Source organism: Noviherbaspirillum sp. FW303-A3, assembly GCF_058788695.1.
The window spans coordinates 2,449,270-2,469,379 of record NZ_JBYTAZ010000001.1 but is presented as its reverse complement, the minus strand read 5'-3'; the positions used below and the strand labels follow the sequence as shown (position 1 = coordinate 2,469,379).

At 63.2% G+C, this 20,110-nt stretch carries 21 protein-coding genes; 13 read left to right on the top strand and 8 right to left on the bottom strand.

What is annotated here, in order from left to right:
• Positions 1-173: 173 nt before the first annotated feature.
• Positions 174-2,768, bottom strand: coding sequence for a sensor domain-containing protein (locus AC3WOY_RS12055; RefSeq protein ID WP_492424023.1), 2,595 nt, complete (start codon positions 2,766-2,768; stop codon positions 174-176).
• Positions 2,769-3,021: 253 nt separating this feature from the next.
• Between AC3WOY_RS12055 and AC3WOY_RS12050 the strand changes: the two genes are divergently transcribed.
• The 4 genes from AC3WOY_RS12050 (at position 3,022) to AC3WOY_RS12035 (ending at position 5,355) form a co-directional block, all read left to right on the top strand.
• Positions 3,022-3,237: a hypothetical protein gene (locus tag AC3WOY_RS12050; RefSeq protein WP_492424021.1), complete on the top strand. Its 216-nt coding sequence runs from the start codon at positions 3,022-3,024 to the stop codon at positions 3,235-3,237.
• A complete protein-coding gene (locus AC3WOY_RS12045; protein WP_492424019.1) occupies positions 3,234-3,557 on the top strand; it encodes a hypothetical protein in 324 nt (107 codons plus the stop codon). Before AC3WOY_RS12050 ends, AC3WOY_RS12045 begins: the two co-directional genes overlap by 4 nt.
• Positions 3,558-3,748: 191 nt before the next feature.
• Positions 3,749-4,474 (top strand): hypothetical protein, encoded by a 726-nt coding sequence (locus tag AC3WOY_RS12040; RefSeq protein WP_492424017.1) that lies wholly within the window; start codon positions 3,749-3,751, stop codon positions 4,472-4,474.
• A 191-nt stretch (positions 4,475-4,665) separates the two neighbouring features.
• Positions 4,666-5,355, top strand: coding sequence for an aspartate/glutamate racemase family protein (locus AC3WOY_RS12035; protein ID WP_492424015.1), 690 nt, complete (start codon positions 4,666-4,668; stop codon positions 5,353-5,355).
• Between the two features lie 4 nt (positions 5,356-5,359).
• Here AC3WOY_RS12035 and AC3WOY_RS12030 read toward each other — a convergent pair whose 3' ends face one another.
• From AC3WOY_RS12030 to AC3WOY_RS12010, 5 genes are all read right to left on the bottom strand, one after another.
• On the bottom strand, positions 5,360-6,472 hold the full coding sequence (locus AC3WOY_RS12030) for an NADH:flavin oxidoreductase/NADH oxidase (RefSeq protein WP_492424013.1): 1,113 nt from the start codon (positions 6,470-6,472) through the stop codon (positions 5,360-5,362).
• A gap of 93 nt (positions 6,473-6,565) precedes the next feature.
• Positions 6,566-7,486, bottom strand: a complete 921-nt coding sequence (locus AC3WOY_RS12025; RefSeq protein WP_492424011.1) for a delta(1)-pyrroline-2-carboxylate reductase family protein — start codon at positions 7,484-7,486, stop codon at positions 6,566-6,568.
• 30 nt (positions 7,487-7,516) lie between these two features.
• Positions 7,517-8,782, bottom strand: coding sequence for a c-type cytochrome (locus tag AC3WOY_RS12020; protein ID WP_492424009.1), 1,266 nt, complete (start codon positions 8,780-8,782; stop codon positions 7,517-7,519).
• A complete protein-coding gene (locus tag AC3WOY_RS12015; RefSeq protein ID WP_492424007.1) occupies positions 8,779-9,468 on the bottom strand; it encodes a c-type cytochrome in 690 nt (229 codons plus the stop codon). The genes AC3WOY_RS12020 and AC3WOY_RS12015 overlap by 4 nt, the downstream gene beginning before the upstream one ends.
• An 8-nt stretch (positions 9,469-9,476) precedes the next feature.
• Positions 9,477-10,550, bottom strand: a complete 1,074-nt coding sequence (locus AC3WOY_RS12010; protein WP_492424005.1) for a 3-deoxy-7-phosphoheptulonate synthase — start codon at positions 10,548-10,550, stop codon at positions 9,477-9,479.
• A 114-nt stretch (positions 10,551-10,664) separates the two neighbouring features.
• On the opposite strand from AC3WOY_RS12010, the gene AC3WOY_RS12005 reads away from it, so the two are divergent.
• The 6 genes from AC3WOY_RS12005 to AC3WOY_RS11980 all read left to right on the top strand — a co-directional run bounded on the left by AC3WOY_RS12005 (position 10,665) and on the right by AC3WOY_RS11980 (position 15,914).
• A complete protein-coding gene (locus AC3WOY_RS12005) occupies positions 10,665-11,069 on the top strand; it encodes a gamma-glutamylcyclotransferase family protein (RefSeq protein ID WP_492424003.1) in 405 nt (134 codons plus the stop codon).
• A gap of 80 nt (positions 11,070-11,149) precedes the next feature.
• Entirely contained in the window at positions 11,150-12,877 is a 1,728-nt protein-coding gene (argS, locus tag AC3WOY_RS12000; protein WP_492424001.1) for an arginine--tRNA ligase, read from the top strand.
• A gap of 21 nt (positions 12,878-12,898) precedes the next feature.
• Complete coding sequence (locus AC3WOY_RS11995; RefSeq protein WP_492423999.1) at positions 12,899-13,546, top strand: SPOR domain-containing protein; 648 nt, start codon at positions 12,899-12,901, stop codon at positions 13,544-13,546.
• 28 nt (positions 13,547-13,574) lie between these two features.
• The gene (locus AC3WOY_RS11990; RefSeq protein WP_492423997.1) at positions 13,575-14,240 is read left to right on the top strand and encodes a thiol:disulfide interchange protein DsbA/DsbL; all 666 of its coding nucleotides are present in this window, start codon (positions 13,575-13,577) and stop codon (positions 14,238-14,240) included.
• A gap of 79 nt (positions 14,241-14,319) precedes the next feature.
• Complete coding sequence (locus AC3WOY_RS11985) at positions 14,320-15,105, top strand: SDR family oxidoreductase (protein WP_492423995.1); 786 nt, start codon at positions 14,320-14,322, stop codon at positions 15,103-15,105.
• On the top strand, positions 15,102-15,914 hold the full coding sequence (locus AC3WOY_RS11980) for a helical backbone metal receptor (RefSeq protein WP_492423993.1): 813 nt from the start codon (positions 15,102-15,104) through the stop codon (positions 15,912-15,914). Before AC3WOY_RS11985 ends, AC3WOY_RS11980 begins: the two co-directional genes overlap by 4 nt.
• Here AC3WOY_RS11980 and AC3WOY_RS11975 read toward each other — a convergent pair.
• The gene (locus tag AC3WOY_RS11975) at positions 15,898-16,299 is read right to left on the bottom strand and encodes a hypothetical protein (protein WP_492423991.1); all 402 of its coding nucleotides are present in this window, start codon (positions 16,297-16,299) and stop codon (positions 15,898-15,900) included. The genes AC3WOY_RS11980 and AC3WOY_RS11975 overlap by 17 nt on opposite strands.
• A gap of 248 nt (positions 16,300-16,547) precedes the next feature.
• Positions 16,548-17,588, bottom strand: coding sequence for an MBL fold metallo-hydrolase (locus AC3WOY_RS11970; protein ID WP_492423989.1), 1,041 nt, complete (start codon positions 17,586-17,588; stop codon positions 16,548-16,550).
• A 153-nt stretch (positions 17,589-17,741) separates the two neighbouring features.
• Between AC3WOY_RS11970 and AC3WOY_RS11965 the strand changes: the two genes are divergently transcribed.
• The 3 genes from AC3WOY_RS11965 (at position 17,742) to AC3WOY_RS11955 (ending at position 20,105) form a co-directional block, all read left to right on the top strand.
• Positions 17,742-18,182 (top strand): MerR family transcriptional regulator, encoded by a 441-nt coding sequence (locus tag AC3WOY_RS11965; RefSeq protein WP_492423987.1) that lies wholly within the window; start codon positions 17,742-17,744, stop codon positions 18,180-18,182.
• A gap of 133 nt (positions 18,183-18,315) precedes the next feature.
• On the top strand, positions 18,316-19,500 hold the full coding sequence (locus tag AC3WOY_RS11960; protein ID WP_420475706.1) for an isovaleryl-CoA dehydrogenase: 1,185 nt from the start codon (positions 18,316-18,318) through the stop codon (positions 19,498-19,500).
• 167 nt (positions 19,501-19,667) lie between these two features.
• Positions 19,668-20,105, top strand: coding sequence for a PaaI family thioesterase (locus AC3WOY_RS11955; RefSeq protein WP_492423985.1), 438 nt, complete (start codon positions 19,668-19,670; stop codon positions 20,103-20,105).
• The last annotated feature ends 5 nt before the right edge of the window (positions 20,106-20,110 follow it).

The window sequence follows — 20,110 nt, the reverse complement described above, 5'->3', positions numbered from 1 at the left end:
GGCCCGTGCATACTCCACGCATCCGGTGATTGTCAAAAGCATCACCTGGAGATGCGGGAGGCGACCGGTTCAGCTAGCTGGGAGATGCCGCCTGATATTGCCGATAGCAGAACGGTGTCTTCAAGGGTTGCCATTCCGCAGCTCTCTTTTCCCCGCCTCGTGCGGGGATTTTTTTAATGGAATGCCGCGCCGCGCGACAGCAGTTTTTCGAACTCCTCCGCCGGAGCCGGCGCCGCGTAGAGGAAACCCTGCCCGAAATCGCAGCCTGCATTGCGCAGCAGCTCCCATTGCTCCTGCGTTTCGATGCCTTCCGCGATGACCTTCAGCCCGAGGCGGTGCGCCATCACGATCATCGATTCGGCAATCGCGCGGTCGCCTTCATCGACGGCGATGTCGCGCACGAAGGACTGGTCGATCTTCAGGTAATCGATGTCGAACTTTTTCAGGTAGGCCAGCGAGGAATATCCGGTGCCGAAATCGTCGATGGCCAGCTCGATGCCGGCATTGCGGTATTCGATCAGCCTGTCGAGGATCGTGGGCGAGGCATTGAGCAGCAATCCTTCGGTGATCTCGACCGTGATGCTGCCGCCAGGCATGCCTTGGCGCTGGAGATATTCCGTCCAGTGGTCTTCCTTTCCCTGGGTCAGGAATTGCACCGGCGACTTGTTGACGCCGACCTGGAAGGGCGCACCGGTTGCCGCGCTCCAGCGCAGGGAACAGTCGGCTGCCTGGCGGAATACCCAGTCGCCGATCTCGTTGATCATGCCCGATTCCTCCGCCAGCGGAATGAATTCCACCGGCTCCACCGCGCCCAGGCTCGGGTGGTGCCAGCGCAGCAGCGCTTCCGCCTTGACGATGCGGCCGCTGTGCAAGTCGACGACCGGCTGGAAGTACACGCGCAGCTGCCCCTCGCCCAGGGCATTGCGCAGGTCGCCGCTCAACCGCAGCCGGGCATGCGCATGTTCCTGCATCGAGCGTGTAAAGAAGCTGAACTGGTCGCGTCCTCCGCCCTTGGCGGCATACATGGCCTGGTCGGCGTTGCGGATCAGCTCTTCCGGGTTGCCTGCGTCGTCCGGATACATGGTGATGCCGATGCTGCCCGATACATACGCGACCTCGTTGCCGAGATGGAAAGGCGCGTGCAGCGCGTCGAGGATTTTCTTGGCGAGGATTTCCACGTGTCCCACGCCGTCCAGTTCCGTCAGGATGACGGTGAACTCGTCGCCGCCCAGGCGGGCCACCGTGTCGGACTCCCGCACGCAGTCGCTCAGGCGGCGCGCGGCCTGCGTCAGCAGCAGGTCGCCGGCGTCATGGCCGAGCAGGTCGTTGACTTCCTTGAAGCGGTCGAGGTCGATGAACAGCAGCGCCGCCTGCATTCCCGTGCGATGCGCCTTGCGCACCTCCTGGTCGAGGCGGTCGCGAAACAGGCGGCGGTTCGGCAAGCCGGTCAGCGTGTCGAAGTTGGCGTGGCGCCAGATGCGTTCGTCCGATTCTTTCTTCGTCGAAATGTCGGTCATGGTGCCCGTCAGGCGCAAGGGCCGGCGGCGCTCGTCGCGCGTCACCACGACCGCACGCGCCATCACCCACTTCCATGTGCCATCCTTGCTGCGCAGACGGTGCTCATCCTTGAAGGACGCCACTTTTCCGTCCATGCATTCCTGCAGGCGCGCCAGCGTGGACGGCGCATCGTCCGGATGCAGCCGGTTGCGCCACTCCTCGACCTTGTTGCCGATTTCCTGTTCGGTATAGCCGAGCATTTCCTTCCAGCGCGGCGAATATGCCACTTCGTTGGACTGCATGTCCCAGTCCCAGACGCCATCGCCGGTGCCCTCGATGGCGAGCTTCCAGCGTTCGTTGCTGATGCGCAGCGCATCTTCCGCGCGTTTCTGCGCCGTGATGTCGTGACCCTGCACGAACAGGCTGGAAACAGTGCCATCCGGATCCATGATCGGCTGCACCACCAGATCGATGTAGATATCCGATTTCGGGCCGCCCGGTTTGCGCTGCACGATCGCCTTCAATCCCCTGCCGACAAAGGCCGTGCCGGTCTTTAACACCTCGTCCATGATTTCGATGAAGCCCTGTCCTTCCAGTTCGGGCAGGATGTCGCGAAAAGCCTTGCCGACCAGTTCCCGATGGCCGACCAGTTGCTGGTAGGCCTCGTTGGCCATCTCGAAAATGAACTCCGGCCCGCGGACGACTGCGACAAAGCCCGGCGCCTGTTCGAACAGCCTTCGCAAGTCGCTCAGCTTGGCGTCGAGCAGGCGGTTCGTCTCTTCCAGTTCCCGCGAGCGCGAGAACAGGCTTCCCGCTGTCCGGAAGCGGAAATCATGCGCCTGCTCGACGGCGCGCAAGGCTTTCTTCAGTGAGTACAGTTCGGTGACGTCGATCGGATTCTGCACGATGCACGACACTTCGCCGCGACTGTCGAGGACAGGCGTATGCACGATGCTCCAGTATCGCTCCACCATGCCGGCGCCGCCGGTTTCCGGATCGGGAATGGCGTATTTCACCAGCGCCATCGTATCGGGCTTGCGTGCGGCCAGCACGCGCGCGAAGGAGGCGCGAAACTGGTCGGCGCCTGTCGGATCGTTCGGGTCCGGCGGGAAAGCATCGAACACATTGCGTCCCACCAGTTGCTCGCGCGGTCTTCCCGCTGCTTTCGCATAAGCGTCATTTACCCACAGGATAGTCAGGTCAGGCGCGAGCAACAGGTGGAGATAGGGGGAGGTGTTGACAATGGCGGCGAAGTCAGGGGCTTCGTGCATATTTACATGCTCCTGGGGCGCTGGCTGGCGGGCAATGGGCTGGCTGGCCGGTCGTTTGCGCCGGATTGCATGGGCGTAACGACCAATAGTTATCTGACTTCCGCTACTCCGGAATACAAATATGATTGCCCGGCGAGGCACGCAGTTCCCGCGCTGCGCCTATTGAATCGCTGTCGTTTGATCCTAAATAGAAGGAAAGCCGCCATGCATCCGCAAGTAATGCGCATGGGGGGCATTCTCTCCGGACTCCTGAATGCGCATTCGGTTATCGACGCTGATTCTCCTGGGCATCCTGGCATGCCTGCATCGGCCCGATCTTCCGCTGCCAGCCGCAGCCAAATGGGTGGGGGCTGCCTGGCTTTGCGCCGCCATCTTCCTTGTGCCCGCCGGTTTCTTTGCGTATGCGATCCGCACGCCGCATGTCGCCGACAGGGTGACCTGGGCCGGCATGCCGGCGATGGAGTCGTGACCTGGAGCGCCGCCGCCGTACCTGCGCTCGCCGTGTTGGCCACGCTGATTGGTTTCGTCAATGCGCGGCGGGTGGCGGGAGTCGTCGATGTCGATGTGCCGATCGAGGGACTGCCCCGCGCGCTGCATGGCTTCACCATCGACCGGATCAGCGACATCCACGTCGGACCGACGATCAAGCGCGGCTATCTCGATGCCATCGTCGCTGCGGTCAATGCGCTCGATGCCGACCTCGTGGCAGTGACCGGCGACCTGGTCGACGGCTGCGTGGACGGCTTGCTCCGCACACCGCGCCCCTGGCGCGCCTGCGTGCGCGGCTGACCGCTTTGTAACCTTTCACCGGCAATCCTTACCGGATGATGCGGGCTGCAGCGCCGGCGCGGGCCGCGCTACATCCGGAAACAAAATCGCCCGCAAGATGTCCGTAGGGTATCGAACCCGCGACCTTGGACCGTGTCGAAACGGGCGGCTTGCAGAGAACGCATTCCACCAGCAGGAGGAGCCTCCTGTTGATGAAATGCGTTTTAAAGGAGATCGACGTGGGCATTCTCGGCACCCTGCTCGGCAGGCGCGAGCCTGTGGTGGAATACCGCACGGTCGACGGCGGACATCCGGCGCCGTTCCCGGACATGACCGACGAGCAGCTGTACAACTACGAAGTGACGTTCAACGTGCCCAAGCGCACATTCAAGGAACCGCCGCGTTCGGTGCGCCCGCCCGATCCCCGGCAGCCACGGAAGGAGCCGCCATTGAGGAAGGAACCGGTTACAGAAACCGTCGCGCAGAAAACGCAGGAGCGTCCGCCGCACAGCTCTTTCGATACGCGACAGCACACGACGACCGCGCATCGTCCCACGCGGCCCATGCCGCCACCTCCGCTGGAGCATGAAAACCTCCCGCCGCTCGACCTCGGCAAGCCGGTGCGGCTTATCACGACCAGGCAGCCGGTGGAAATCATCACCACCCGCGCGCGCCACCCGGTGTACAAGGTACACGCCTACATCGGCGACGACGATGTGGTCACCGTCTTTACGCTGGAGGGACAATTGTCGGAGAACGGGCCGCGCTACCTCGAAAACATCCCGCAGAAGCAGCAGCTTTTCCTGAACATCTATCCGAACCCGGATGGGCATGGGACGGAAAAGTATCTGCTCACTCAGCACGCATCGCGCGAGCAGGCCGACGCGGCAGCGAAGCCGGGCCGCATCAGCTGCGTGCCGCTGCAATTTGACCTGTAATCGGCACCGGCAGACAAAAATCGTCAGTTGACTGCCGGAAATTGGCACATTCGCATGCGGGGCTGCACCGAAACCCGCATGTGACCGAATGGCATGCCCCTTGCACGACCCTGGCATCTGCCAATAACAAGAGACAACGCCATGAAAACGAGAATATCCACGGGAGTGGAGGACCTGTTGCGGGGGCAGGGATGAAATCGCCGATCTCCCCGACCATCGGCCTGGTTTCCGGCCTGGGCTTGCGCGCTACGGGCGCGTTGATCGACCTGCTGGCGGAGGAATGCCGGTCGCAGTACGGCGCCCGGCACGACAGCGATTTTCCACGGATGCTGGTCGCCGTCGAACCGGTCCCGGACACCGGCGCGGCGGACGAATCCTTCCGTGACGGTTTGTTCCGGCTGGAACAGGCGGGCGCGGATTTCCTTGCGCTTGCCTGCGATGCTGCGCCCATTCCCTTCGCGCGCCTGGCGGAGTCGGTCGGCGTGCGCATCCTCAATCCCATCGACCTGATGCTGGAGGCGATTCCCCTGTCGGCGCAACGCATCGCACTGGTTGCCGCGCGCCCCGTCGTGGAGTCGGAAATCTTCCAGCGGGCGCTCTGGCGTGGCGGCCACCGACTTGTCGATCCGGGCTGGCAGCAGGAGATCGATTCCATGGTCAGCGCCGCACGCAACGCCGGCGATGCACCCCGGCTCGAACGCCGCTGGATGGACTTCCTCGGCAGTGCCGCCGAAGCCGGCGTCGATACGGTGCTCGTCTCCTGCTTCGAGCTGGGTTGCGTGGCGCGGGAGGTGAATGCGGCGCTGCATGTCGTCGACGGCGCGCAATGTCTTGCGCGCGGCATCGTCGCGGAGTGGCTCGCCTGGTGCGTCGAGGAGTGAGCCGTCAGCGTTTGCCAGGCAAGGCGTGGCTGAACAAATCCTTCGCCTCGCGCGGCTGCGAACGCCAGTACTGCGGCGGCGCATCCGCCTGCGCACCCATCCGCGCTGCCGCATGCCACGGCCAGCGCGGGTCGTAGAGAATGCCGCGCGCCAGCGCCACCATGTCCGCCTGGCCGGATGCGATGATTTGCTCGGCGTGCTCCGCTTCGGTGATCAGGCCGACAGCGATTGCCGGCATGCCCGATGCGCGGCGGATGTGTTCGGCGAAAGGCACCTGGTAGCCTGGCTTGAGCGGAATCTGCTGCAGCGGCGACAGTCCGCCGCTCGACACATCGATGAAGGCGCAGCCGCGCTTCTTCAGTTCCTTCGCGAATGCCGCCGTCTGCTCTACATCCCAGCCCCCTTCCACCCAGTCGGTAGCCGACACGCGGATGCCCACCGGCTTGTCCGGATTGAAGCTGGCGCGGACCGTCTCGAAGACTTCCAGCGGGAAGCGCATGCGGTTCTCCAGCGAACCGCCGTATTCATCCTCGCGCCGGTTCGACAGCGGCGACAGGAATTCATGCAGCAGGTAACCGTGGGCGGCATGCACTTCGATGGCATCGATGCCGAGCCGGTCGGCGCGGCGTGCCGCTGCCGCAAAGCCGTCGCGGATGCGGCGCAATCCGGCCGCGTCGAGGGCAACCGGCGTCTCGTCTCCTTCTGCAAAGGGAATCGCCGACGGCGCGAAGGTGCGCCATCCTCCGGCATTCGACGGAATGGATTTGCCGCCTTCCCAAGGCACGTGCGTCGATGCCTTCCGTCCCGCATGCGCAAGCTGGATGGCAATCGGCATCGCCGAATATTTGCGAACGGCATGCAGCACGCCGCCCAGCGCGCGCTCGGTCTCGTCCGACCACAAGCCGAGGTCGGCCGGAGAAATGCGGCCTTCCGGTTCAACGGCGGTTGCTTCGATGATGAGCAGGCCGGCGCCCGACAGCGCGAGATGGCCGAGGTGCACCTGGTGCCATTCGGTGGCCGCGCCATTGTCGGCGGAGTACTGGCACATCGGTGCGATGACGATGCGGTTTTTCAGGGGCAGGTTGCCGAGGGAAATCGGTGAAAAGAGTGCACTCATGGATGGTTTTGTCCGGACTGTGGAATGAAACGGCACAGGCCATTTAACCATCAATGCGGCGGACCTGCTTGGCGCGCCCTCCAGGCAAGGAACTCAACCCAATCCGGCGATCGCCACCCGGGCTGCGGCAAGGTCCCATGTCGCGTGTCCTACAGTCTTCAGGACGGGGGTAGCATTGACCTGCGGCATGCCGCAGGCAGCAACATCCGCCAGGCTGCGTATGCCGCTCCAGTCCAGTTGCGCCCGCAACAGGTCGCCTGCTTCATGCCTCGCCCCGGCAAGGTCATCGACCACGATGCTGCGCGCGTGCAGCAATTCTGCCGGCAGCTCGGCCATTTCGGGCTTGAACGCGCCGACACCGATTGCCATCGTATGCAGCGGAAGCGTCGAAGGGATGACCGGACTGGTGGAGGTGGTGAGTGCGATCACCAGGTCAACGTCCTGGCAAGCATCCTGCAGGCCTGCCATATCGATCGCTTCGACCGACATGTCCGGATGGGCGCTTGCCATGCTCGCGCAGAATGCCTTTGCATTGCCGGCATTGCGGCTGGCAATGCGAAACCGCCGGATGCCGAAGTAGGTCGCCAGCGCATCCACATGGGCCGCCGCCTGCACCCCTGTCCCGATCAACAGCGCAGATGCCGGCCTGGCCGGTGCAAGCAATTCAATGCCATGCAAGGTGACCGCCGCCGTGCGCCGCGCAGTGACCGTCGGCCCGTCCAGCAATGCCAGCCTGCGCCCCGTCGCCGTGTCGAACACGGTCACCTCGCCCTGGATCGCGGGCAAGCCATGGCGCGCATTGTCGCCATGCACCGTGATCAGCTTGGTCACGCTGACATCCTTCGCCACCGCCGGCATGCATAACAGGACGCCGCTGCCGCCCATGCCGACCACCAGCCTTTCCGGCGCGTTGATCTCGCCGCTTGCCAGCTGCTGCGCCGCGAGCGCAATGGCAGGGACGAGCTTGTCGTAAGGAAGGATGCGTGCGGTTTGTTCGGCGTTCAGTATCTGCATGGGAGATGGCATGGAATGGGAGGGCGGGGATCAATCCAGTTGCACGGTCCGGTACGGGTTCACCTGCTGCCCGGTCACCATCGATGCGCGATTGCCCCAGTGGTTGCGAACGAATGATACGGCGGCCGCCACTTCATCATCGCTCAGGATGTTGCCGAAGGGCGGCATGCCGAAGGGACGCGGATTGCCTTGCGTGCTCGGCGGATAGCCGCCGTGCATGACCGCGCGGATCGGATTGACCGGCGAGGCAAGCGTGACGGCATGGTTGCCGGCGAGCGCCGGAATATGCGGAGGCTCGCCGGCGCCGGAAGCCTTGTGGCAATCCTCGCAATGCTTTTCGTACAGGGAAGCGCCCAGCTTGAGTATCCGTTCGCTTTCCGGCGAGAGGGCAGCGTGGGCTTCCTTTTCCGAGTTTGCCTGGGGCAGCGACTTCAGGTACACCGCCATCGCGCGCAGGTCCGCGTCCGCCAGGTGCTGCAGGCTTTCGCGCACGACTTCGGACATGGGACCGGAAACGACGCCGCGTGGCGACACACCTGTCTTCATCAGGTCGACCAGGTGCTGCACTTCCCAGTTGCCGAGGCCTGCTTCGCTTTCGCCGGTGAGCGAGGCGGCATACCAGCCCAGCATCGGAATCATCGCGCCGCCGAGATCGCGCTTGCCGCTCGTCGCACCCAGGACATTGCGCTGGGTATGGCAGGCGCTGCAGTGGCCGAGGCCCTGCACGAGGTAGGCGCCGCGGTTCCATTCCGCGGCCTTCTGCGGCTGTTCAGTGTAAACACCCGGGCGGAAGTACAGCGCCCGCCATGCGACCAGCAGCGCGCGCTGGCTGAACGGGAATCGCAGCGCGTGTTCCTTGTTTGCCTGGCGCACCGGCGGCAACGACATGAAGTACGCGTGCAATGCATCCGAATCGGCGCGCGTCACCCGGGTGTAGTTCGGGTACGGAAAGGCCGGATACAGCAGCTTGCCGTCCTTGCCCTTGCCGTTGTGGAGCGCATTCCAGAAATCGCCGGCACTCCAGCTGCCGATGCCGGTTTCCTTGTCGGGCGTGATGTTGGGCGCATGGAGCGCGCCGAACGGCGTGCGTATCGCGCGTCCGCCGGCGAAGGGCGCGCCACCGCGCGTCGTGTGGCATGCCTGGCAGTCCCCTGCGCGCGCAAGGTAGGCGCCGCGCGCCACGAGGTCGCCGGTTCCCGTGCTGGCTGGGACCGTGTCCTCGCGCAACCCAAGATACGCCGTGGCCGCGATCAGGGCAGCAAGCAGGATGACGAGGATGAGTCCGAGCCGCTTCATCGTTGCACGCTGCCGCACTCGACCGGCAGTTTTCCGGGAAGGCTCGCTGCCGGCTTGGCGTCGGGAGGAACAGCCTGCGCCGCGAGCCAGGAAGAAACGGCGTTGATGTCTTCCAGCGAAAGCCGGCTGGTGATCTCACCCATGCAATCCGGGGCGGCGGCACGCCGCGCGCCTTCGCGCCATGCGCCGAACTGTCCGAGCAGGTAATCGCGCGGCAGGCCGAGCAGCCCCGGCAAGGCCGGCGCCACCCCGGTCAGCGCCTTGCCGTGACAAGCCGTGCAGGCAGGGATGTTGCGCGCGCGATCGCCGTCCATGGCGAGGACCTTGCCGCGTTCAAGGACGGCAGGCGAAACCGCGGCCGGCTGCGGCGGCGGATAGGGCAAGTCCTGCGCCGCGAAGTATTCCGCCATCTCCTTCAGGTAGTCGTCGGACAGATGCTGCACGAGATAGGTCATCAGCGGATACTGCTCGCGCCGGCCGTCGCGGAAGTTGCGCAACTGGTTGAACAGGTAGCCGGCGGGTTTGCCCGCGATGCGCGGGTAGTAGCCGTCGTTGGTCGCCCGGCCCTCCTTGCCGTGGCAGGTCATGCAGGGCGCGACGCGCTTGGCGATACCGTTGTCCGCCATCGCGCTGCCGCCGAACATGCAGGCCAGCACGAGTGCGGGCAGGGCGAATCGCGTGGGCATGAACCGGCTTATTTCAGGCGCCGCGGCAGCACGTCGCGCAGCAACGCATCCGCATCGCGCAGCATCTTCTCCGTCGTTTCCCAGCCCACGCAACCGTCCGTGACAGAGCAGCCATAGACCAGCTTGGACAGGTCTTCCGGGATCGACTGCTTGCCGCCGACGATGTTCGATTCGATCATCACGCCGACCAGCGACTTGTTGCCGCAGCGGATCTGGTTCACCACATCGGCCATCACGAGCGGCTGCAGGTCGGGATTCTTGAAACTGTTCGCATGCGAACAATCGACCACCACGCTGGCGGGCAGCTTTGCTTTCTGCAGCGCCTGCTCGGCCATGGCGACGGATACCGTGTCGTAATTCGGGCGGCCGTCGCCGCCGCGCAGCACCACGTGGCCGTAGCGGTTGCCGCTGGTGCGCACGATGGACACTTTGCCCTGGCCGTTGATGCCGAGGAAGGAGTGCGGATGCGACGCCGACAGGATGGCATTGATCGCGATGCCGATATCGCCATCGGTGCCGTTCTTGAAGCCGACCGGCGTCGAGAGGCCGGACGACATTTCGCGATGCGTCTGCGATTCGGTGGTGCGCGCGCCGATGGCGGTCCATGCGATCAGGTCGCCGAGATATTGCGGCGAGATCGGGTCGAGCGCTTCGGTCGCGGTCGGCAGGCCGAGTTCGCACACATCGAGCAGGAACTTGCGCGCATTGGCCATGCCGCGTTCGATGTGGAAGGAGTCGTCCATGTCCGGATCGTTGATATAGCCCTTCCAGCCGGTCGTGGTGCGCGGCTTTTCGAAGTACACGCGCATGACCAGCAGCATGGTGTCCTGCACTTCTTCCTGCAGCTTCTTCAGGCGTCGCGCATAGTCGAGGCCCGCCGCCGGGTCATGGATGGAGCACGGTCCGACCACGACGAACATGCGCGGGTCCTTGCGATCGAGGATGTTGCGCAGCGCCTCCCGGCCCTGCATCACCGCATTGCCCGCGGCGTCGGTCAGCGGCAGTTGGGCATGCAAGGCCTCCGGCGTGGGCATGGTTTCAAAGGAGGAGATGTTGACGTTTTCTATGTGGAATGTGGTCATGGCGGGTCGGCGCGCGATGTAAAAGCGACTAGTTTAGCGCTTGTGCCCGGTGCGGGTGCGACGCGCTTCAGGGAAAACGGCTATGCTTGGGTTTCTTCAAATTTCCGGCGATCCATGTCTTTCCACGTTTTTACCTACGGTTCCCTGATGTTTCCCGAAGTCTGGCAGCGCGTCGTGCGCGGCGAGTACCGCAGCGTCCCGGCCCGCCTCGACGGCCACGCGCGCTTCGAGATTGCCGGGGAAACCTATCCGGGCATGGTTGCGGCCCCTGGCGCGAGTGTGGACGGCGTGCTGTACTTCGACGTCTCGCCCGAGGACATGGCCGCGCTCGACCACTTCGAAGGCAGCGAATACCGGCGCGACACGGTCAGGGTCACGCTTGCGTCAGGGGAATCGGTCGAAGCCGGCACCTACATCTACCTCCTGCCGCAAAAGTTGTCAGGATCGCCATGGCTGCCCGATGCTTTCCAGATGGCGCGCTTCATCGGCTCCTACTGCCGCGAGAAACTGGGCGGATAAGATTGGGGGCCGGGAGCCGGTATAATTCCCCCCATCCTCAAATTCACTGAACAACGGCACCCGCCGTTGTCTTTCATTCCATGCTCGCTTCACAAAAACAACAGATCGTCGACCTGTTCCAGGCCGCCCTCGCCCCCATCGTCGCCGGAACCGAACTGCAACCCAACGTCGTGCTGGAGCGCCCGCGCGATCCATCGCATGGCGACATCGCCTGCAACATCGCGATGCAGCTCGCCAAGCCGCTGAAGAAGAACCCGCGTGAACTGGCGCAGGCCATCGTCGCGCATGTGCTGGCCAACAAGGGCGACCTGATCGATACCGCCGAAATCGCCGGCCCCGGCTTCATCAACCTGCGCGTGGCCGCCACCGCCAAGCAGGCGGTCGTGCGTGCCATCCTGAACGAAGGCGCGGAATACGGCAAAGGCAAGACCGGCGCAGGCAAGAAAGTGATGGTCGAATTCGTCTCCGCCAACCCGACCGGCCCGCTGCACGTCGGCCACGGCCGCCAGGGCGCGCTCGGCGACGCGCTGTCCTCGCTGCTGGAAGCGCAGGGCTACAACGTCACCCGCGAGTTCTACTACAACGACGCCGGCGTCCAGATCGGCAACCTCGCGCTGTCGGTGCAGGCGCGCGCCAAGGGCTTCAAGCCGGGCGACGCCGACTGGCCGGAAGCGGCGTACAACGGCGACTACATCGCCGACATCGCCGACGACTTCCTCGCGAAGAAGACCGTGTCCGCCAGCAACGGCTCGCCGGTGACGGCCAGCGGCGACGCCAACGACATCGAATCGATCCGCAAATTCGCAGTGACCTACCTGCGCCACGAGCAAGACCTCGACCTGCAGGCCTTCGGCGTCAAGTTCGACAACTACTACCTCGAATCCTCGCTGTACACCGACGGCAAGGTGGTCGCCGCGGTGCAGGCGCTCATCCAGGCCGGCAAGACCTACGAACAGGACGGCGCGCTGTGGCTGCGCACCACCGAGTACGGTGACGACAAGGACCGCGTGATGAAGAAGTCCGACGGCACCTACACCTACTTCGTGCCCGACGTTGCTTACCACGTCACCAAGTGGCAGCGCGGCTACGGCAAGGTCATCAACGTGCAGGGCAGCGACCACCACGGCACCATCGCGCGCGTGCGCGCCGGCCTGCAGGCGGTCGGCCTTGGCATCCCACAGGGCTATCCCGACTACGTGCTGCACAAGATGGTTACCGTGATGAAGAACGGCGAGGAAGTGAAGATTTCCAAGCGCGCCGGTTCCTATGTCACGGTGCGCGACCTGATCGAATGGTCGGCGGGCGACGCCGCCAACGAGGCCGGCGAGCGCGACCTCACGCGCGGCCGCGACGCGGTGCGCTTCTTCCTCATCTCGCGCAAGGCCGATACCGAATTCACCTTCGATGTCGATCTCGCCCTGTCGCAGTCCGACGAGAACCCGGTGTACTACGTGCAATACGCGCATGCGCGCATCTGCTCGGTGCTGGCGCAATGGGGCGATGATGAAAACACCATCGACGGTAGCGATCTGTCACCGCTGACTTCGCCGCGCGAAGCCGCGCTGTTGCAGAAGCTTGCCGAGTACCCGGAAATGTTACAAAAAGCCCTCGACGAACTCGGCCCGCATCAGGTAGCGTTCTACCTGCGCGACCTGGCGGGCGAGCTGCACAGCTACTACAACGCCGAGCGCGTCCTGGTCGACGACGTGTCCACGAAAATGGCGCGTCTTGCGTTATTGATCGCAACGCGCCAGGTTTTGCGAAACGGTCTGGCATTGATCGGTGTATCCGCGCCAGCCAGGATGTAACGAGATGTAATCCGGGGAAGTATGTACAAGACTAAACAGCAGGGCGGGACGATTTTAGGTCTCATCATCGGCCTGATCATCGGCCTTGGCATCGCGCTCGGCGTGGCCATGACCATCAACAAGACGCCGATGCCCTTCACCGACAAGTCCGGCAAGGTCAAGGCCGGCGAGCCGACGCCGAACCAGAGCGCGGATCCGAACCGTCCGTTGTACGGCAACAGGGCGGCCTCGAAAGACGTGGCAAAGGACCTGGCGAAGGAGCCGGCGCCACCCGAGAATACTGCCGCGCCGCAGCCGGACAAGAAGCCCGAAGTGGTGAAGGTCGATCCCAAGGCCGAAGCGAAGCAGGACGGCAAGCCGCCGGTGATCGATCTGTCGGCCGCGGCGAAAAAGCAGGAAGCGGCAGAGCCGAAGACCGACAGCCAGGACGACAAGTGGAGCTACTTCCTGCAGGCCGGCGCCTTCCGCGAGCAGTCCGACGCAGAAGGCATGCGCGCCAAGCTCGCGCTGATGGGCGTGGAAGCCAAGGTCTCCGAGCGGCAGGCCGAAACCGGTGTGCTGTACCGGGTGCGCGTCGGTCCGTTCAACCAGATGGACGCCATGAACAAGGTCCGCAGCAAGCTGTCCGACAACGGTGTCGACGCCGCGGTGGTTCGCATCGCCAAATAAGTCATTTACTCCAAGCAAAGGAAGCATAATGCGTTTTCTTCAACGTTTACTTGCAGTACTGAGCATCAGCCTGATCGCCTTCGGCGCCAACGCCGCCCCGAACAATCCGCAGAACGGCGTCGACTACCGCACGCTGGACAAGCCGCAGCAGGCCGAGCCCGGCAAGAAAGTCGAAGTCATCGAGTTCTTCTGGTACTCCTGCCCGCACTGCTTCGCGCTCGAGCATGAACTCGTCGCATGGGTGAAGAAGCAGGGCGACAACATCGTTTTCAAGCGCGTGCCGGTCGCCTTCCGCGACAGCATGGTGCCGCAGCAAAAGCTGTTCTACACGCTGGAAGCGATGGGCAAGTTCGATGAGCTGCACCAGAAATTCTTCAACACCATCCACGTCGAGAAGCGCCGTACCGACACCGATGCCGAGATCCTGGATTTCGTCGTCAAGAACGGCATCGACAAGACGAAGTTTCTCGAGGTGTACAACTCCTTCGGCGTGCAGAGCAAGGCCAAGCGCGCCACGCAGCTGATGCAAGCCTTCCAGGTCGACGGCGTGCCGATGCTCGCGGTCGACGGTCGTTTCACGACGTCGCCGAGCATCGTCGGCGCCAGCCTCGGCAATCGCCCGGAACCGGTGCTGCACCAGGCGACCTTCCAGGTCATGGACTGGCTGGTCGGCAAGGCCAAGCAAGGCAAGTAAGCCAGCGGCGTATTACACTGAAGTCCGCCTCTCGAAAGAGGGCGGACTTTTTTTATTGCCCGTTCCCGGAACAACAAGAATGAAACGTGTATTCATCACCGGCGCCTCCAGCGGCCTCGGCGCCGCGCTCGCGAAACGCTATGCGCAGCAAGGCGCTGTCCTCGGCCTGCTCGCGCGCCGGCGCGAGATGCTGGAACAGTTGGTGCAATCCCTGCCCGATGCACATCGGCACCGCATCTATCCGGTGGACGTCACCGATCATGCGGCTGTCGCTGCCGCCGCGCAGGACTTCATGCGCGCGCAGGGCGGCATCGATATCGTGATCGCCAACGCCGGCATCTCGGCCGGCACGCTGACGGAGTATTCGGAAGACCTCGCCGTCTTCGAGCGCATCCTCGCCACCAATGTGACCGCGACGGCGGCCACCTTCGCACCCTTCATCGCCGCGATGAAGCAGCAGGCGCAAGCCGGCAGCCGCGACTGCCGCCTCGTCGGGATTGCGAGCGTTGCCGGTATCCGCGGTCTTCCGGGGGCGGAGGCCTACAGTGCGTCGAAGGCTGCGGTGATCAGCTACTGCGAGTCCCTGCGCCTGGAACTGAAAGCCAGCGGCATCAAGGTCGTCACCATCGCACCCGGCTACATCGACACGCCAATGACGCGCGGAAACCCCTACCCGATGCCTTTCCTCATGCATGCCGATGTGTTCGCCGACAAAGCGGCTGCTGCGATCGAGGGCGGTACGGGTTACCGCGTCATTCCCTGGCAAATGGGCATCGTCGCCAAAGTCCTGCGATTGCTGCCAAACTGGTTGTACGACCTGGCATTCTCGAAAGCGCCGCACAAGCCGCGCCAGGCCAAGCCATGACATTCATCGACGCCATCGGCAGCGAACACCGTCCGGTCGCACCCGGTGCGGCGCGCATCGTGTCGCTCGTGCCGTCGATCACCGAACTGCTGTGCGACCTCGGCCTGGCGTCGTCATTGGTTGGCCGAACGGGCTTCTGCATCCATCCAGACGTGATCGTGCGCAACATCCCGAAGGTCGGCGGCACCAAGGACGTCAACGTGGAAAAGATCCGCAAGCTGGCGCCCACCCATCTCGTCGTCAACATCGACGAGAACGATAAGCCGGTGGTCGATGCGCTCGCAAGCTTCATTCCCCATGTCATCGTCACTCATCCGCTGGCACCGCGCGACAACCTCGCACTCTATCGCCTGCTTGGCGGCATATTCGGTATGGTGGAAAAGGCCGAATCGCTGTGCGACGCCTTCGAGCGCGAATATGCGTTGCTGAAGGCAATGCCAAAGGGGCCGGAGCAGGTCATGCTGTACTGCATCTGGCAGGACCCATGGATGACGGTCTCGCGCGATACCTATATCGCGAGGATGATGGAAGAGATCGGGTGGAAGTGCTGGAGGCCGGAAGGATTGGCTGGCGGGGAGGCTGGCTCGCGGTATCCGGTGTTCAACTGGTCGGACGCTGTCGTGCGTTCGATCGACGGGGTATTGCTTTCAAGCGAACCTTATCGCTTCATGGAAACGCATGTGGACGCGCTTGAAAAGCAGATAGGCAAGCCGGTACGGCTGCTCGACGGGGAGATGATGTCCTGGTACGGAAGCCGCGCGGTCGCGGGATTGCGTTACTTGCGGGAGCTTCTTATTTCTGGCGGTTGATCCGCAACAGCATCCGGATGAATTCCCGTGCAATCGCTTGATGGTGCGCATCGAGGCGTTGCAGGTCGGCAACCAGCTTCACATCCGCCGATTCGAACCGTGCCGGTGCATTACCATCGCCGTTCACATAGCCGTCGGCGCCGCCGAAGCGCAGCCATTCGGCCGGAACGCCCAGCCATTGCGCAAGGGTGCGCAACTTTTCCTGGGTTGGAATCGCCTCGCCAACCAGCCACTTGCGCGCCGCATGGACGGTAATCGGACGTCCTTCAAACCGGATGTTGAATTCACGTGCCAATTGCGTGGGGCTGTCTGGAGAGTAATCCGCGTTGCGCAGCGCCTGTTGCAAGCGCTCACTAAAGCTTTCTCGTTCAATAGATGGATTCATGACCGCGAACTATTCCATGCCGAGGCTTGACAGTCAGTCAATGTCCGGAAGGAACTGACTGTGGCCTGATGTGTTAAGCGAATGTAACACACAATGACAAGCCGACAATGGCTTTTTACCCCGCAGAGCTACAGGGCTGGCGCGCTATGTCAACAAAATGTGCGATAAGCGCGATGCATGGGTGTGGTTGTGAAATGACAACAAAACTGAGGCAAAGGCCAATAAAAACAGGCTGTGCAATATATATGTCAGACACGCTGGAAGCGAATCATGCCGTCCGCGCCGGTCGTGCGCTCCAGCGTTCCGTCGAACCACAGCTTGTGCAGATGCGCGAGCGCCTCGCCCATCGCAAAGGTCAACTGGTGGGCATCCAGCGGACGGCGGAACATGACCGGAACGATATCGGCGGCGGATTGCGGCGTGACGCACGCGGCCACCACTTCCGCCAGGCGGTCGCGGTGGTGGTCGTGCAATTGCCCGATGCGCGTATGCAAGCCGCGGAAGGGCTTGCCATGGGAAGGCAGGACGAGGGTGTCGTCAGGCAGGCCGGCATACTTGCCGAGGGAGTCAAGGTAAAGCTGCACCGGATTGGCTTCCGGCTCGACGGCGAAGACCGACACGTTGGTCGAAATGCGCGGCAGCACCATGTCGCCGGAAACCAGGATTTTCAGATCCTCGCAAAACAGCGACACATGTTCGGGCGCATGGCCGAAACCGGTGATCACCCGCCATCCGTGCCCGCCGATATCCAGCACCTGCCCATCTTGCACGCGGCGGTACGAGGAGGGAACTGCCGGCACCAGCGTCGGGTAGTAACTCTTCCGTCCCTGCAGCTTTTCCAGCATGGCATCATCCGTCAGCCCGTGGCGCTGGAAGTGCGGCAGCATCGCCGTCCCGTCCACGCCCGGGAGCGAGCCGGACATCATGCGGGCAAAGCCGTATTCGCCGGTGCTCATCCACAACGGCGCGTTCCAGCGGCTGCACAGCCAGTCGGCCAGCCCCACATGGTCCGGGTGGCAGTGCGTGGCGATGACACGCGTCACCGGCAGGCCTTCCAGGCCGTTGGCGAACACGGTTTCCCATGCGGCACGGGTCGCGTCGTTCGCAATGCCGCAATCGACAATGGTCCAGCCCGCGCCATCACGTAGCAGCCACAGGTTGATGTGGTCGAGCGCGAAAGGCAGGCCCATGCGCAGCCAGTAAACGCCGGGAGCGATTTCGTGGCGCGTGCCGGGAGCGGGAATGGTGTCGCCAAAGGCGTAACTGAGCTGGGATTCGAGCGGATTCATGCGAAAAGTTTCCAGATTCCAATGACTGCGCGTGCATGTTCACATTTCGGACCGGCGCGTCTACAATGCGCTTTACGTTAACGTAAACTGCAACCGATACCAGCGATTCTAAGACCAATCCGTTTTTATTGCTGAAGCCACCCAGATTCCGCCATGCCGACCTACACGATCACCGAACTTGCGCGCGAATTCGACATCACGCCGCGGGCCATCCGCTTCTATGAAGACCAGGGCCTGCTGAGTCCGAAACGCGAAGGCGCGGGCGGTCGCACGCGTGTCTACAGCGCCCGCGAGCGCACACGCCTGAAGCTGACCCTGCGCGGCAAGCGCCTCGGCCTCAGCCTGCAGGAAATCAAGGCGCTGGTCGACATGTACGAGTCGCCGAAGGACACCACTGCGCAATTGAAGCGTTTCCTCACCGTGCTGGCGCAACATCGCGAAACGCTGGAGCGCCAGCGTGAAGACCTGGAAGTGACGCTGGCCGAGATTGCCGCGCACGAAGAGGAGTGCCATCGCCTGCTTGAGGGGGAGAAGACCGGCAAGCCCGCTGCCGTGAAGAAATCCTCGGCACGGAAGCTGAAGGATGCGGCCTGAATGGCCTTGATACCGTAATTCCACCATATTCACTTTACGTTTACGTAAACGTAAATTGGAAGTATGATTTTGCATCATCGACGGCCGCGTGCGCCCGCACCGGTTGCCATAAATCCAACAACGTGAGGACGACATGATCCATTTGCCCGGCTTGACCTTTGACCATGGCGAAGACATCGCCGCGCTGCGCGAAACCGTGCAGCAATTCGCGCAGGCGGAGATCGCCCCGCGCGCCGCGGAAATCGACCGCACCGACCAGTTCCCGATGGACCTGTGGAAGAAGATGGGCGAACTCGGCCTGCTGGGCGTCACGGTGTCCGAGGAATACGGCGGCACCGACATGGGCTACCTCGCGCATATCGTCGCGATGGAAGAAATCTCGCGCGCTTCCGCCTCGGTCGGCCTGTCCTACGGCGCGCATTCCAACCTGTGCGTCAACCAGATCAAGCGTAACGGCACCGAAGAGCAGAAGCAGAAATACCTGCCCAAGCTGATTTCCGGCGAACACGTCGGCGCCTTGGCGATGTCCGAGCCGAACGCCGGTTCCGACGTCGTCAGCATGAAATTGCGCGCCGACTGGAAGGGCGACCGCTGGGTGCTCAACGGCACCAAGATGTGGATCACCAACGGCCCGGATGCCGACGTGCTCGTGGTCTATGCCAAGAACGACATCGAAGCCGGCCCGCGCGGCATGACTGCCTTCCTGATCGAAAAGGGCTTCAAGGGCTTCTCCGTGGCGCAAAAGCTCGACAAGCTTGGCATGCGCGGCTCGCATACAGGCGAACTGGTTTTTGAAAACTGCGAAGTGCCGGCGGAAAACGTCCTCGGCGGACTCGGCAAGGGCGTGAACGTGCTCATGTCCGGCCTCGATTTCGAGCGCACGGTGCTCTCCGGCGGGCCGCTGGGCATCATGCAGGCCTGCATGGACGCCGTCGTGCCTTATGTTCACGACCGCAAGCAGTTCGGCCAGCCGATCGGAGAATTCCAGCTGATGCAGGGTAAGCTCGCCGACATGTATTCGACCATGATGGCCTGCAAGGCCTATGTCTACGCAGTAGGCCAGGCGTGCGACCGCGCCAAGTTGCCGGAGCAGGTGCGTGCGTTGCGCAAGGATGCGGCCGGCGCCATCCTCTACTCGGCCGAGAAGGCGACGTGGATGGCCGGCGAAGCGATCCAGACGCTGGGCGGCAACGGTTACATCAACGAATACCCGGTCGGCCGCCTGTGGCGCGATGCGAAGCTGTATGAAATTGGCGCCGGCACGAGCGAGATTCGCCGGATGCTGATCGGTCGCGAGTTGTTTGCCGAGACGAAGTAACGCAAGACAATTCTTGCAAAAAGCCCTCCCCTTCAAGGGGAGGGTTTGGGTGAGGATGGGTCTCGTCGCGCTCCGGAGACGTATTTCGCGAGTCCCCACCGCAACCCATCCCCATCCCAGCCTTCCACTTGAAGGGGAAGGAGCCGACAAGAGCAGGAGGAGACGCCATGCACGCACCCGACCCCAATTACAGAAGGATTGTCGAAAACGCCTTCAACGAGGCCGCTTTCCTGTCTGCGACCGGCATCACGTTTGCCGACTGCGGCCCCGGCTGGTGCGAATCATCCCTTCGCATCGAGCCGCGTCACCTGCAGCACACCGGCGTCATCCACGCCGGTGTGCAGGCGACCATTGCGGACCATACGGCCGGCGGCGCGGCCATGACGGTGACGGCGGAGGAAGACTTCATCCTGACGTCGGAATTCAAGATCCACCTTCTGCGCCCGGGCGTGGGTGATGCGCTGCTTTGCCGCGCACAGGTCCTCAAGCCGGGCAAGGCGTTCCATGTCGTCGAGGCAGAAGTGTTTGCCCTGGCCGGCGACCGGAAAACATTGATCAGCAAACTGACGGCCACCATGGCCGTCCTGCCGCGAAACAGAAAGTAAGCACT

Excerpts from the sequence above, each read along its gene's own strand:
- AC3WOY_RS12025 (WP_492424011.1), bottom strand. The coding sequence starts at position 7,486 with ATGCAGATACTGAACGCCGAACAAACCGCACGCATCCTTCCTTACGAC.
- AC3WOY_RS12040 (WP_492424017.1), top strand. The coding sequence starts at position 3,749 with ATGAAATGCGTTTTAAAGGAGATCGACGTGGGCATTCTCGGCACCCTG.
- AC3WOY_RS12035 (WP_492424015.1), top strand. The coding sequence starts at position 4,666 with ATGAAATCGCCGATCTCCCCGACCATCGGCCTGGTTTCCGGCCTGGGC.
- AC3WOY_RS12055 (WP_492424023.1), bottom strand. The coding sequence starts at position 2,768 with ATGCACGAAGCCCCTGACTTCGCCGCCATTGTCAACACCTCCCCCTAT.
- AC3WOY_RS12010 (WP_492424005.1), bottom strand. The coding sequence starts at position 10,550 with ATGACCACATTCCACATAGAAAACGTCAACATCTCCTCCTTTGAAACC.
- AC3WOY_RS11955 (WP_492423985.1), top strand. The coding sequence starts at position 19,668 with ATGCACGCACCCGACCCCAATTACAGAAGGATTGTCGAAAACGCCTTC.
- AC3WOY_RS11985 (WP_492423995.1), top strand. The coding sequence starts at position 14,320 with ATGAAACGTGTATTCATCACCGGCGCCTCCAGCGGCCTCGGCGCCGCG.
- AC3WOY_RS12020 (WP_492424009.1), bottom strand. The coding sequence starts at position 8,782 with ATGAAGCGGCTCGGACTCATCCTCGTCATCCTGCTTGCTGCCCTGATC.
- AC3WOY_RS11975 (WP_492423991.1), bottom strand. The coding sequence starts at position 16,299 with ATGAATCCATCTATTGAACGAGAAAGCTTTAGTGAGCGCTTGCAACAG.
- AC3WOY_RS11965 (WP_492423987.1), top strand. The coding sequence starts at position 17,742 with ATGCCGACCTACACGATCACCGAACTTGCGCGCGAATTCGACATCACG.
- AC3WOY_RS11960 (WP_420475706.1), top strand. The coding sequence starts at position 18,316 with ATGATCCATTTGCCCGGCTTGACCTTTGACCATGGCGAAGACATCGCC.
- AC3WOY_RS12005 (WP_492424003.1), top strand. The coding sequence starts at position 10,665 with ATGTCTTTCCACGTTTTTACCTACGGTTCCCTGATGTTTCCCGAAGTC.
- AC3WOY_RS11980 (WP_492423993.1), top strand. The coding sequence starts at position 15,102 with ATGACATTCATCGACGCCATCGGCAGCGAACACCGTCCGGTCGCACCC.
- AC3WOY_RS12030 (WP_492424013.1), bottom strand. The coding sequence starts at position 6,472 with ATGAGTGCACTCTTTTCACCGATTTCCCTCGGCAACCTGCCCCTGAAA.
- AC3WOY_RS12015 (WP_492424007.1), bottom strand. The coding sequence starts at position 9,468 with ATGCCCACGCGATTCGCCCTGCCCGCACTCGTGCTGGCCTGCATGTTC.
- AC3WOY_RS11995 (WP_492423999.1), top strand. The coding sequence starts at position 12,899 with ATGTACAAGACTAAACAGCAGGGCGGGACGATTTTAGGTCTCATCATC.
- AC3WOY_RS12050 (WP_492424021.1), top strand. The coding sequence starts at position 3,022 with ATGCGCATTCGGTTATCGACGCTGATTCTCCTGGGCATCCTGGCATGC.
- argS (WP_492424001.1), top strand. The coding sequence starts at position 11,150 with ATGCTCGCTTCACAAAAACAACAGATCGTCGACCTGTTCCAGGCCGCC.
- AC3WOY_RS11990 (WP_492423997.1), top strand. The coding sequence starts at position 13,575 with ATGCGTTTTCTTCAACGTTTACTTGCAGTACTGAGCATCAGCCTGATC.
- AC3WOY_RS11970 (WP_492423989.1), bottom strand. The coding sequence starts at position 17,588 with ATGAATCCGCTCGAATCCCAGCTCAGTTACGCCTTTGGCGACACCATT.